This window comes from Mycoplasma seminis (assembly GCF_030718845.1).
Classification (GTDB): Bacteria; Bacillota_I; Bacilli_A; order Mycoplasmatales; family Metamycoplasmataceae; genus Mycoplasmopsis; species Mycoplasmopsis seminis.
This window is the reverse complement of sequence record NZ_CP132191.1, coordinates 938,016-951,153: the sequence shown is the minus strand read 5'-3', so window position 1 is coordinate 951,153 and position 13,138 is coordinate 938,016. Positions and strand designations below refer to the sequence as shown.

Sequence of the window (13,138 nt, the reverse complement as noted above, 5' to 3'; positions counted from 1 at the left end):
GTAACATAAAGGTAGGTACAAAATGGAAAAATTTAAAAAACCAGATTATTTAGAAAAACCACAAATTAGAGAAGTTAGTGAATACGAAACAACATTCTCATTACAAGGTTTAGAAAGAGGATATGCAAACACACTTGGAGTTGCACTTAGACGCACACTCCTTTCAAGTGTTACAGCATTAGCACCATTCGCTGTTAGAATCGAAGGTGTTGACCTTGAATTCCAAACTATGAAAGATGTAATGGAAGATGTACCAAGTTTATTTATGAACTTAAGAAAAGTAAGATTCACATATGATTCAAGCTTAGTTAATGATGACGATATTATCAAAGTTACTTTAACTTCAGATGTAGCTGGACCAGTTACAGCAAGAAGTTTACAAGTTGTTAATAACCCAAGCGTTAATGTACTTGATAACAATGTTTATTTAGCAACAACAATGACTGATGAAGCATTAAAATTAGAACTTTACTTACGTCCAGGACGTGGATACATGTCATTTGAAGAAAATAAAGCTCTAGTTGCTAAAAGAGAAGCAGAATTAGCTGCATTAACAGAAATTAAAAAAGCTAAGTTTATTGCAATTGATTCTAATTTCTCACCAATTAAAAAAGTTGCATATACAGTTTCTGAAATGAACTCATCATCTGCAAAATTTGAAGAAAAACTTGACTTCACAATTCACACAGATGGAACAATTAAAGCTAAGGATGCAATTAAATCAGCTGCTGAAATCTTAATTGGTATGTTCCAAGTAATCGGAGATGTTGAAAATATGAAACTAGACATCTTTGAAGAAGAACAACCAAAAGTTGAAGAAAAAGAAGAAGATGATTTAGATATTGCACAAATGGGATTATCAGTTCGTTCAGCAAATGCACTTAAGAAAATTAAGAAAACAAAATTATCACAAATTAAAGAATTAACATTAACACAACTTGAACAAACAAAGAACTTAGGTAGAAAATCTATCCAAGAAATCATTGACAAACTTAGAGAATATGGTTACGAATTAAAAGAAGGAGATGAGTAATATGGCTAATCCAACTCAAATTTATTCACGTGATACAAAATGAAGAAACGGTGTAATGCGTTCATTAGTGAGCGAATTATATGTAAACGGAAGAATTGTAACAACATTACCAAGAGCTAAAGAAGTTAGAAGACACGCAGAAAGAATGATTCAAAAGGCTAAAAATCCTACATTAGCAAACAGAAGAGCTGTTGCAGGATACTTACGTCCAATCAAAACAAAAGACGGAAAAGAAGTATTAAAATACTTATTTGATGATATTGCACCTAAATATGCAGAAAGAAACGGTGGATACACAAGAATTATTAAATTACCTCGTCGTCAAGGTGATTCAACACGTATGGCTATTATTGAATTAGTTTAATTTGATATTTTAATTACACGCACTACATTCGTCGGATAATAAGGCGAATGTTTTTTATATTTAAAATGATATAATTAAGAATATTTATTTAACAACAAAAATTACTAATAAAGTTAAGAAATTTGATATATTTTAGCAACAGTTTAGTAAAATTAAAACATATATAAATTTGTGGATTATTTAAGCAAAATAACCACATTTAAAAGCAGAATTCATAACAACAAGGAGACACTTATGAACAAAAAAGTATTAGTAATCAATGCTGGATCTAGTTCAATTAAATTAAGTTTATTTGATAAAGAAACTTTAGAATTAATTGCTAGCGGTATTGCAGAAAGAATTACCCTTCCAGAAGGAAATATCTCATTAAAATACAATGGAGAAAAATTTGAAGAAATAGTAGCAATGCCTTCACACGAAGTTGCTGTTAATGAACTTTACAAATTAATGAAACAAATCAATTTAATTTCTAATCCAGATGAAATCGAAAACATTGGTTTTAGAATTGTGCAAGGTGGAACATACTTTGACAAAACCACAAAAGTTACAGATAAAGAAATTGCTTTAATTGATGAATGTTCAATGTATGCACCATTACATAACCCAGGAGCTGTACAAGCAATTTTAGGATTTAGACACGTATTTCCACATGCAAAATTAAGCGCAGATTTTGATACAGCTTACCACACAACAATTGATAAAGTAAACTCAACTTATGCAATTCCAAAAGAATTAAGTGATAAATACAAAATTAAACGTTATGGAGCTCACGGAATTTCACACCAATACATCGCTGAAAAACTTGCAGAAATCTTAGGTAAAAAAACAGTTACATTTGTTAACTTACACTTAGGAAACGGTGGAAGTTTATGTGCAATTAAAGATTCTAAATCATTTGATACTTCAATGGGACTTACACCATTAGCTGGAATTATGATGGGAACAAGAAGCGGGGATATTGATCCTTCAATCCATGAATTCGTTATGAATCATACTGGAATGAGTATTGAAGAATTTACCAACACTTTAAACAAGAAGAGCGGATTACTTGGGGTTTCTACAGTTTCAAGTGATATGCGTGATATTACAGCTGCAGTTAAAGCTGGAAATAAAGATGCTGAATTTGCACTTGATTTATATGCACAAAAAATTGCTGACTTTACAGCAGTATATGCAAACAAAATTGGTGGAAACCCTGATGCAATCGTTTTCACAGCTGGAATTGGGGAAAATGTTGCTTTAATTAGACAAAAAGTTATTGATAAATTATTCTTCAAAAACATTAAATTAGACGAAAGCAAAAACACAGGAAACATTGGTGAATATCAATTAATTTCTACACCAGATTCTGAAGTTCCTGTTTATGTAATTAGAACTAATGAAGAATTAGTTATTGCAAGAAATGCAATCGAAATTTATGCAAAATAAAATAGCTTTATTTGCTGGTAGTTTTAATCCATTTCACCTTGGACACCAAAGTATAGTGCAAAAAGGATTAAAATTATTTGACGAGATTTATATAGTGGTTACTTATAACCCAGAAAAGGATAATTTATCTAGCATGCAGGAAAATTATGCTTATATTAAACAATTGTATGCGAATGAACCTAATATTCATGTTGACATGAACCAAAATCAACTCACAGCACAATATGCTAGAGATAAAGGTATAAAATGACTACTCCGTAGTGCAAGAAATGATGTTGATTTTAATTATGAACTGCAACTTGCTTGTGGTAATAAAGAATTAAATAATGAGCTAGAAACAGTTTTAATACTACCAGATTGCTCTAATATTTCATATCAATCTAGATTAATCAGACAAAAGGAAAAATATAATGTTTAAATTTGTTAAATCAGCCTCTAAAAAAGAAAATTGATACGAACACCCTTACCAAGAAATTGCTTTTTGAGGCCGTTCTAATGTAGGAAAAAGTTCTTTAATTAATTCAATTGTGGAAAACAAAAAACTTGCTAAGGTTTCTAAAACACCTGGTAGAACACAATTATTAAACTTTTTCCAAAACGAACATGGAGCAGTCTTTGTTGATTTACCTGGTTATGGATATGCTCGTATTTCTAACAGTGAAATAATCCGAATGAATCAAATGATTGATGAATATATTTTGCAACGTAGTAACCTTAATTGCGTTTATGTTTTAATTGATGCTAGACATGGAATTATTAAAACAGATGTTGAACCCTTAAACTTCCTTTTACGCAATAATATTAAGTTTAAAATTGTTTTCACTAAAGCTGATAAATTGAAACAATCAGAGAGACATAAATTACTTAAAAGCATTCAAGCTTCACGTAATATCTATGGACCTTTTCAATATTTTATTGTTTCAAGTTTAAGTAATATTGGAATTAATGAATTAGTTAATGACATTAACGACACATTATCAGGAGAAAATTATGAAGAAAAATAAATGATTATTATTTACTTATACAGTAGTTGGTGGTTTTGCTTTAGGTGGAATTATAGCAACTTCTATATCTGTTGCGAAGCTTAAAAATAAAGCAAATGAATTACAACAACTTTCTGAATATTCTCTTGAAAAAACTGCTGCTTTAGATGCTACACAATTAGCTTCGAATAAAGAAAAAAAAGGAGTATTAGCATCTATATATGCGACTAAACCATTACAGTCAATTAGTTCTAAAAAATGAGATTCAGATGCTTGAAATGCTGAATTAACCATTAAAGAATTATTAACTCAAGAAAATGTTAAAGATGCCGAATTTTCAAAAGATTTTTACTTATACAACCATGGTAAACCGCTTGAAGCAATTTTTAATGCAAGTGAAATGAAACAAATTAAGTATCAATCTTATGCAAACGATTTTGAAGGTATTTTATACTTAAAAGTTACTTATCCTGCAATTGATAAATTACTTAACTTTAAAATGCAAGAAATTAAATCAAAATATGAAAAAATGTCACAGGAAGAGTGAAAACAAAAAGCTGAAAAGTTAGGTATTTCTTTAACTAGAACAATTAAAGTAGAAACTAACACAAACAATCAGTCTGCAACTACAAATGAAACTACAACCAAACAACAAGTTGTAAATTTAAGCTTAGATGAAATTAAAGCTAAAGTTTATGAAGCAACTAGAAAGCAAATTAAAGAAAACGGAATTGTTAAGGTTTATTCTTTAGGTGGATTTAAAAAGATAACTGAATATAATCCATATGCCGCTAATAATGTTTTAACAATTGGAATTAAAAAGGATGAAATCTTAAAAGATTTTAAATCACTTGATGAATTTAAGGCTTCTTATCAAAAAGAACTTGCAGACAACCTTAATTCAACTTTAAAACTAAGATCTAAAAATTTACAAGCTTGATTTAAGAGATATTTCACATTTAACACTGGAGATATGACTGCTGTTAAATGAGACGCTTTAGAATTAATTTTTGGGGATAATTCTGTAATTATTTCTTATCAATATGGATATCAAGTTTTAGATGCTAAATACAATCCTGATGATTTAGATTTATTAGAAAATAAAGCACCTTACTTCCCTAATAAATCAGATGTGTCAAAAGAGGAATTTAACAATTTATTCTCAAAAGATGATAATGAAAATAAAGCCGATTCTAATGAAAACTCTCAACCTAATCCAAGTGAAGCTGCAAGTGATACAAATAATTAATAAAAAACTTTTAAAGCCTATTTTTAGGCTTTTTTGTTTTTAATTTCACCTAAAAATATCTATTGAAATTAAGTAAAAAAATAATTAAGCTTGTAAAAAATTAAATTATTAAAATTGGCTATTAAGTGATAAAATACATATATAAAAAATTACTTATAGGAGTATTATGAAAATTACTGATAAAAGAACTAAATTAGTTGCTACAATCGGTCCTTCAAGTGATAACTACGATATGTTACTTTCACTTGTTGAAAATGGTGTAACAACAATTAGAGCTAACTTTAGCCACGGTTCACACGAAGAACAATTAAACAAATTCAAATTAGGAAAAAGAGTTTCACAAGAACTTAGAATCCCAGTTTCATTAATGTTAGATACAAAAGGACCAGAAATCCGTATCGGAAAAATGAAAGATGGTGCTCAAGTAGTACAATCAGGTTCTGAAGTATTAATCCACACAACAGCTGATAAATACCAAAACTTAGAAGGTACATCTACAGAAATCTCAGTAGCTTACGATATGGCTCAAGATTTAGTAGTTGGAAACCAAGTTTTAATCGATGATGGTAAATTATCTACAGTTGTTACTGAAGTTGGAAAAGGATACGTAAAAGTTAAAGCTGAAAACACACACAAATTAAAGACAAACAAACGTGTTAACTTACCAGGTGTTGACTTCTCACTTCCATTCTTAGCTGAAAAAGATATCAACGACGTTAAATTCGGAATCGAAAGCGGAATTAACTATGTTGCTGCATCATTCGTTAACTCAGCACGTAACGTTAAAGAATTAAGAAAATTACTTGACGAAAACGGTGGAAGCCACATTCAAATTTTCTCAAAAATTGAATCACACTTAGGTTGTGTAAATATTGATGAAATTATTGAAGCATCAGATGGTATCATGGTTGCTCGTGGAGATTTAGGATTAGAAATCCCTTACTACGACGTTCCTTACTATGAAAAAATGATGATCAGAAAATGTCGTGAAGCAGGTAAACCAGTTATCGTTGCTACACAAATGTTAGACTCAATGGAAAATGCACCACACCCAACACGTGCTGAAGTAACAGACGTTTACTATGCAGTTGAATTAGGTGCTGACTCTACAATGCTTTCAGGAGAATCTGCAAACGGATTATTCCCACTTGAAGCTGTTAAAACAATGTCAGCTATCTCAAGAAGAGCCGAAAAAGAATTCTACGCAAGAAACTATTACGACATTCAACTTGAAAAAGTATGAGCTAACTCAGATCAATCAAACAAACGTTCACAAATCGCTTACAAAATTGCTGAAAAAACAAAAGATGGAAAATACAAATTTGTTGTTACTCTTTCAAGAACAGGTACATTACTTAAAGAAGTTGCAAAATTCAGACCAAACTCAACAATTATTGGTGTTGTAAACGACCCATTACTTGTAAACGCATTTGGTTCATACTCAAGTGTTTGAACTTCTGTTGATTCAGAAGCATTATTCCCATTAATTAAGAAAGATCACGAAAACGCTGTTACAGCATTAGAACCATACGGAATTCAAAAAGGTGATTTATTCTTAGTTGTTGAAAACGATGTAATTACAGAACACGTTGTTAAATAATTGTCAAAAATGTCTACCCAGTAGACATTTTTTATTGTCAGATTGTTGCTAAATATTCAGGCGGCTTTAAGTGTAGAATAGCTTTGATTTTGTCACTTTATAAAAACATAAAATGTAATAAAATAAAAACGATATTTATTCATCGTAAATATCGTTTTTTACATTTTGAGACAATGCTTTAAGTTCCTGAAAGAGTTCACGCATTGTCTTTTTTATTTCAAAATCATCATGAGAAAATTCTGATAATAAAGCAGACATCTTATTTATGTATTTGTCGATTGTATTAAAAAATGAATTGCTATTTCTGTATAACTTAGCTATTTTTTCTACAGCTGGTATTGATATATCTAATCCCTTTTCTAGTGCTCATATTTCAGTAGGAGTTAAATATTTTCCTGTCGGTTCTTTTGCATAATATTTTTTGCTACCGTACTTAAAATAAATATTCTCATCAGATGAATAAACCAGCACAACATTTGAGCCAATCGAAAAAATTATTCTTTTGCCTAGTTCATCAAAAGCTGCATAATTTTTACCTTGAAACCTAACAACTCCATTTAATATTTTTCTATCAATTTCAATATCAACTCTTCAATTTTCTTTCAAAGTTCCTTCTTTATTGAAAACAGATTTCTTATTCAAAAGTCTCTTTAGTTTGTTGTTATAGTATTTTTTAAAACCATCCACATTAAGTTGTAAATCTTTTAGAGTGGATAAGTGATTTTCATAAATAAAGATTGGATATTTATCTAAAGCTGTTCTAAATGATCTTTCAACATGAGGTTTGTGTTTTGGATTACTTGAAGATATTACTCTAATTCCTTTTGAATTTAAAATTTTCTCAAAAGCAGTTTGAGTATTTTCAGATCCTCAAAATGTTCTTCTTTTATCTGTATAAATAAATTTTGGATATCCATAGTTCTTGAAAACTATTTCCAAAAGCCTTTGATAACCTAATGTTGTTTCTTGTTTTTCGTATCAAACAGCTAATAGTATTCCTGTTGCAGCATCAATTGCATGATAGAGATAAATTGGTTCATGATTTATGAGGTAAGGTTCGCACTGCGCATCTATTTCTATAACCTCACCAAATAATAAGTTTTTATTCAGATTTAAGACTTGTCTTTCTATTTTGTTTTGCTTTATTTTATTTTCAACATTTTTCAATAATAAAGTGACTTCTGAGTTAGACGCTTTTTGTAATCTCGTTGTATTTTTCTTCCTCTTTTGTAGTATGAATAGTTTTTAATCCTAATCTATTAAATCTTTTAATCAAGTTGCAATATGAAATTTTATTCTTATACAAATCATCTAGGAATGAATCTCAGAATTCTTTAACAGAAATTTGATTAGTAGTTTTTTGACATTTATTATCGTTTCAGAGATTTTTAAATAATTTTTGTAGATTTGCAAAATTTCTTAATCACTTATGACTTTCTGTCTACCATTCGATTTATTTTTATGAGATATTACTAATTCAAGATTTTTATTTTTTAAAGCTGACAAAATATCTTTTTATATCTAATAACACTTCTTTCATTTAAACCGGTCATTATAGCAAAAGTCTTAGTAGGTTTATCAAGGTTTGAAGATATTATTTCAAAGTTTGTTTTACGTTTTCTTTCGAAATTAGTTAGTTGTTTATTAGTTTTAATATCAATTTTTAGTTTCATGTATTAAATTTTATTAAAAACTAATTTAAACAATTACTAGCAAAGGTGACAAAATCAACGATATTTGACGAGGTGACAAAATCAAGTATATTTCACAATTGTCAGATTGTTGCTAAATATTCAGGCGGCTTTAAGCTTTTAGTGTATAATTAGCTTAATTAATATAAGATATTAATTTTTCACATTTACAAATAATAATACATAGGAGAAACTTATGCAAAATGTTAATATTTTTGCTCTAGGAGGGCAAGATGAAAACGGAAAAAACTGTTATGTTTTAGAACATAACAATGATATTTACATCATAAATACAGGTGTAAAAGTTCCGATTGAATCAAATAATGGAGTTGATACTTTAATTCCTGATTTCAGTTATTTAATTAAATACAAAGACCGTATTAAAGGTGTTTTTATCACTGATATTAAGAATGAATCATTTTCAGCTTTACCATGATTATTGATGAAGATTCCTAATTTACAAATTTATACATCATCATTTAACCGTGTAATGGTGCTCGAAAGAATCTCAAAATATGGAATTGATCAAAAAAGCTACCGTGTAAATACTTTAAGAGGAAAAACCAAAATTGGTTCTTTAGATGTAATTCCATTTGCTTTAACTGGCTCAATGCCTGGAAATACTGGGTTTAATTTTTCAACACCTGAAGGTGACTATATTTTCATGTTTAACTACGTGGAGGGCGACTTAGGTATTTATGGTAAAACAAGTTTTAAAGCTTTAGCACAGTATTTTGCAAATCACAAAATCATTGCTTTAGTAACTGATGCTGGGAAAAGTAATGTTGTAGGAAGAGCGATTGATAAATACAAAACTAATGTAACTTTAGAACAAGCTTTTAATGCTACAGATGCAAATAATCGTATTATAGTTGGAGCTTATGGTGAAGAGATGGTTGCGATCCAAGAAGTTATTACACTAGCTAGAAAATATAACCGTCCAATTATTCCATATGGAAAAACATATGCTGATTTATTATATTTAATCTCAAAATTATCAGACAAAATTCAATTACCTGAAATAGTAGATTACAAATCTATTAATAAGCATCCAAACGCTGTTATCTTAGTAACTGCATCAACAGAACGTCTTTATAATAGATTTGTAAGAATTGTAAATAACAATGATGTTTACTTAAAATTACAACCTCAAGACACAGTAGTATTAATGGCTCCACCAGTTAATGGACTTGAATCTAATTATGCTGAAATGATGGATATGGTTGCTAAAATAACTCCAAATATTTTTGAAGTTTTAGATAATGATTATTTCTACATTAGACCAACAAAACAAGATTTATGTAATTTAGTTAAAGAACTTAATCCTAGATACTTTATTCCAACACAAGGGTTATACCGTTATCTTGTAGGCTCAAGCGAATATATTGCTAGCGAGTTAGGTAAAAAACATCAACCAGATAGTATTGTGCTTTTAAATGGGAAAATAGCGCACTTCCAAAACGATAAACTTTTTAGCCACAATGGTAAAGTTAAAGAAGTAGGAACTACTATTATTGATGGATTTGGTGTTGGCGATATTTCGGCTGAAGTTATAGCTGAACGTGAAGCACTTGGGCGTGAAGGTGTAATTATTATCAATGGGTTATACTCACCAAAAACTAAAAAGATTTTAGGACAATTACACATTAATTACATTGGTGTAATTGATGAAAGTGAAGTGGAAGAAACTGATAAATTAATTATGGATATTATTTTAGAAATTCTTAAAACTAAAACATTTACTTCAATGCGTGAAGTAAATGAAAAAATTAGAAAAACTATTCGTAAAAAGATTTTTAAATTAAAAGACAAAGATCCAATGATTGCTTTAACACTCACAACAGTATAAAAATTTAGCTATCTGTTCTAGATAGCTTTTTTGCTATAATAAGACAAATATAAGAAAATAAAGGAGAAAAAATGTTTAAGAAAATGACTTGAAAAGCCGCACAAGAAGTAATTAATGCTAATCCAAAGGATCATTTAATTTTTCTTAATTTCACAACTAATTGGTGCGGAGATTGCAAAATGATGAAACCAATAGTTGAATCAGTTGCAGCTCAATATGCTGGAAATGATAAAATTAGCTTTATTAATGTAGATGCTGAGGAAGCTAAATTATTTAGAGAACCTGATTCAAAATGAAAAGTTTTAAAAGTTCCAACAATGATTTTATTACAAGGAAATGAAATTTTAGAAAGAGGATATGAGTACATTCCTACCCAAATTTTAGACAGTTGAATTAGTAAAAAATTGTCATAAAATCCACCATGATACACCGAGAGCAGTTGTTAAAAAAATAAACGGAAAAAAGTACTTCCGTTTATTTATTTTTTCTTTATAATAGAAAAGCAACTATAGCTATGATTTTTAAAGGTTGCTGACTCGCCAAGATTATTGTTGTCGAGGACGAATCAGGTTTTTTAAAAGGAGCTATTGTTCAAAAGAACAAAAGGAGACAACGCTTATGAGTAAACTAAATATCAAGGTTAAAGGATTTGACCACGCTTTAGTAGACCAAGCTGCTAAAAAAATCTTTGCAGTAGCTAAAGAAGGTTCTAAAAAAGTTAGTGGACCAATTCCTCTTCCTACAAAAAGAGATGAAGTTACTATTTTAAGATCTGTTCACGTTAACAAAAAATCTCGTGAACAATTCGAAAGCAGAACACACCAAAGATTAGTTGTAATTACCGATCCTTCTGCTGAAACACAAGATAAATTAAATAGACTTGAATTACCAGCTGGTGTGGATATTCAAGTTAAAGTTAAATAAATTTAATACCATTTAAGGAGAAACATGAAAGGAATCTTAGGACGTAAAGTTGGTATGACTCAAATTTTTACAGAATCAGGACAAAGCGTACCTGTTACTGTAATAGAAGTACAACCAAATGTTGTATCTAAAGTTTTAACAGCTGACAAAAACGGTTATGTAGCTACACAACTTGCAGTTTTCGATAAAAAAGAAAACCGTGCTACAAAACCTGAAAAAGGTCACTTTGCTAAAGCTAATACAGCACCTAAGCGCTTCGTTAAAGAAGTTCGTGATATGTCAGGATACGAACTTGGAAGTGAAGTTAAAGCTGACATATTCAAATCAGGTGAATTAGTAGATGTTACAGGAACATCAAAAGGAAAAGGATTCGCCGGAACAATTAAAAGACACAATCAACACATTGGACCTAAATCACACGGTGGAGGTGGAGGTTCACAACCTGTAAGACAAACTGGATCACTTGGGGATATCTCAGGTAACAGAGTTTACAAAGGTATGACAATGCCTGGACACCTTGGACATGTTAAAACAACAGTTCAAAACTTAGAAGTTGTTAAAGTTGATGTTAAAAACAATTTAATTTTAATCAAAGGATCAATTCCAGGTCCTAAAAAATCATTCGTAGTAGTTAAAGAAGCTGTTAAAGGTCTTCCATCACGTGAAGAAGTTAAACTTGTTGACATCGAAGAAGTAATGTTAATGAATGAATTAATCGAAAAAGCTAAAAAATTCAACATTGAAGTTACAGTTGGAATGAATTCAAGTGAATTAGCTGAATTAATTAAAGAAGCTGAAGAAAAAGGAGATAAATAGTTATGGCTGAAACAGTTAAAAAATCAACAACAACTAAAGCACCAGCTAAAAAAGCTGCTCCTAAAAAGACTGCTGCTAAAGCAACAGCACCTAAATCAGCAAAAGTTACAGTAGTTAAAGACAAAAACGCTGCTAAAACATCATTCAAAGCTACATTACCTGCAAAATTATTTGCAAGCGAAAAAATCTACGAACAAGCAATTTTTGACTCTATTCTTTCAGAAAGAGCTTCAAGAAGACAAGGAACACACAAAGTTAAGAACCGTGCTGAAGTTTCTGGTTCAGGTAAAAAACCATGAAGACAAAAAGGTACAGGACGTGCTAGAACAAGCTCATTACGTACACCAGTATTCGTTGGTGGTGGTAGAGCATTTGGTCCTACACCAAACAGAAACTACTCATTAAAAGTTAACAGAAAAGTTAAACTTGCTGCATTTGTTTCAGCATTAACATTATTAGCTAAAGATAATGCTGTTATTGTTGATGATTTAGCATTAGATACAATCTCAACAAAAGCAATGGCTGCTAAACTTGCTGAATTAAAAGTTAATAACTTTAAAAATGTATTAGTAGTTACAGAAAACGAAACAGTTTTCAAATCAGCTAAAAACATTCCAAACGTTGTTTTATCAAAAGCTAACTCATTAACTGTTGAAAGAATTATCGGAGCTGATGTTATGGTTATTTCAAACGAAAGCTTAAAACTATTAGAAGGGAAAGTTAAATAATGGAATTAACAAGAGTTATTATTGCCCCTGTGTTAACTGAAAAATCAGACATTCAAAGAGCACAAGGAGTTTACACTTTCAAAGTAGATTACAAAGCTAACAAACACCAAATCGCAGAAGCTATCGAAACAATTTTCGGGGTTAAAGTAGAATCAGTTAGAACAATCAAAGTTGATAAAAAACCTAAAAACGTTGGAAGATTCCACGGATTTACAAACCGTTACAAAAAAGCTATGGTTACTTTAAAACCAGGACAAGATCTTAACTATGTTCCAGGTGATGAAGAAGAAGCACAAGTAGTTGCTGAAGAAACACAAGCAAAAGAAGAAGCTAAAGCAGCTAAAGCTGCAAAAAGCGCTGATGTTGAAAAGAAAGCAGCTGCAAAACTTGCTGCTAAAAAAGCAACAGCAACAAAAGTTACAAAAACAGTAGCTAAAAAACCTACTACAAAACGTAAAGTTGGTGGAGAATAA

At 30.1% G+C, this 13,138-nt stretch carries 14 protein-coding genes and 1 pseudogene; 13 read left to right on the top strand and 2 right to left on the bottom strand.

All coding sequences use genetic code 4. From position 1 onward, the window contains the following. The first annotated feature begins 22 nt into the window (after positions 1-22). From Q8852_RS04065 to pyk, 7 genes are all read left to right on the top strand, one after another. On the top strand, positions 23-1,033 hold the full coding sequence (locus tag Q8852_RS04065) for a DNA-directed RNA polymerase subunit alpha (RefSeq protein ID WP_305937903.1): 1,011 nt from the start codon (positions 23-25) through the stop codon (positions 1,031-1,033). Between the two features lies 1 nt (position 1,034). Continuing rightward, a complete protein-coding gene (rplQ, locus tag Q8852_RS04060) occupies positions 1,035-1,397 on the top strand; it encodes a 50S ribosomal protein L17 (protein ID WP_305937902.1) in 363 nt (120 codons plus the stop codon). A 234-nt stretch (positions 1,398-1,631) separates the two neighbouring features. Continuing rightward, positions 1,632-2,825, top strand: a complete 1,194-nt coding sequence (locus tag Q8852_RS04055; RefSeq protein ID WP_305937901.1) for an acetate/propionate family kinase — start codon at positions 1,632-1,634, stop codon at positions 2,823-2,825. Next, positions 2,815-3,243 carry a pantetheine-phosphate adenylyltransferase gene (gene coaD / locus Q8852_RS04050; protein WP_305937900.1) on the top strand — a complete coding sequence of 143 codons (429 nt, stop codon included), beginning with the start codon at positions 2,815-2,817 and terminating at the stop codon, positions 3,241-3,243. The genes Q8852_RS04055 and coaD overlap by 11 nt, the downstream gene beginning before the upstream one ends. Continuing rightward, the gene (yihA, locus tag Q8852_RS04045; protein WP_305937899.1) at positions 3,236-3,829 is read left to right on the top strand and encodes a ribosome biogenesis GTP-binding protein YihA/YsxC; all 594 of its coding nucleotides are present in this window, start codon (positions 3,236-3,238) and stop codon (positions 3,827-3,829) included. The genes coaD and yihA overlap by 8 nt, the downstream gene beginning before the upstream one ends. Beyond that, the gene (locus Q8852_RS04040; protein WP_305937898.1) at positions 3,816-5,057 is read left to right on the top strand and encodes an MAG1430 family protein; all 1,242 of its coding nucleotides are present in this window, start codon (positions 3,816-3,818) and stop codon (positions 5,055-5,057) included. Before yihA ends, Q8852_RS04040 begins: the two co-directional genes overlap by 14 nt. Positions 5,058-5,223: 166 nt before the next feature. Next, positions 5,224-6,657, top strand: coding sequence for a pyruvate kinase (gene pyk / locus Q8852_RS04035; protein ID WP_305937897.1), 1,434 nt, complete (start codon positions 5,224-5,226; stop codon positions 6,655-6,657). Between the two features lie 135 nt (positions 6,658-6,792). On the opposite strand, the gene Q8852_RS04030 is transcribed toward pyk, so the two are convergent. Both Q8852_RS04030 and Q8852_RS04025 read right to left on the bottom strand, forming a co-directional pair. Next, positions 6,793-7,824 (bottom strand): hypothetical protein, encoded by a 1,032-nt coding sequence (locus tag Q8852_RS04030; RefSeq protein WP_305937896.1) that lies wholly within the window; start codon positions 7,822-7,824, stop codon positions 6,793-6,795. 326 nt (positions 7,825-8,150) lie between these two features. Beyond that, positions 8,151-8,330, bottom strand: coding sequence for a hypothetical protein (locus Q8852_RS04025; protein ID WP_305937895.1), 180 nt, complete (start codon positions 8,328-8,330; stop codon positions 8,151-8,153). 214 nt (positions 8,331-8,544) lie between these two features. Here Q8852_RS04025 and Q8852_RS04020 point away from each other — a divergent pair, with 214 nt between their 5' ends. The 6 genes and pseudogenes from Q8852_RS04020 to rplW all read left to right on the top strand — a co-directional run bounded on the left by Q8852_RS04020 (position 8,545) and on the right by rplW (position 13,138). Then, a complete protein-coding gene (locus Q8852_RS04020) occupies positions 8,545-10,197 on the top strand; it encodes a ribonuclease J (RefSeq protein ID WP_305937894.1) in 1,653 nt (550 codons plus the stop codon). Between the two features lie 71 nt (positions 10,198-10,268). Further along, positions 10,269-10,610, top strand: coding sequence for a thioredoxin family protein (locus Q8852_RS04015; RefSeq protein WP_305937893.1), 342 nt, complete (start codon positions 10,269-10,271; stop codon positions 10,608-10,610). A gap of 205 nt (positions 10,611-10,815) precedes the next feature. Further along, complete coding sequence (gene rpsJ / locus Q8852_RS04010) at positions 10,816-11,121, top strand: 30S ribosomal protein S10 (protein WP_305937892.1); 306 nt, start codon at positions 10,816-10,818, stop codon at positions 11,119-11,121. Positions 11,122-11,145: 24 nt separating this feature from the next. Beyond that, positions 11,146-11,805, top strand: a pseudogene (rplC, locus tag Q8852_RS04005) (50S ribosomal protein L3); the annotation flags it as partial. Between the two features lie 134 nt (positions 11,806-11,939). Continuing rightward, positions 11,940-12,665: a 50S ribosomal protein L4 gene (gene rplD, locus Q8852_RS04000; RefSeq protein WP_305937890.1), complete on the top strand. Its 726-nt coding sequence runs from the start codon at positions 11,940-11,942 to the stop codon at positions 12,663-12,665. Beyond that, positions 12,665-13,138: a 50S ribosomal protein L23 gene (gene rplW, locus Q8852_RS03995; protein ID WP_305937889.1), complete on the top strand. Its 474-nt coding sequence runs from the start codon at positions 12,665-12,667 to the stop codon at positions 13,136-13,138. The genes rplD and rplW overlap by 1 nt, the downstream gene beginning before the upstream one ends.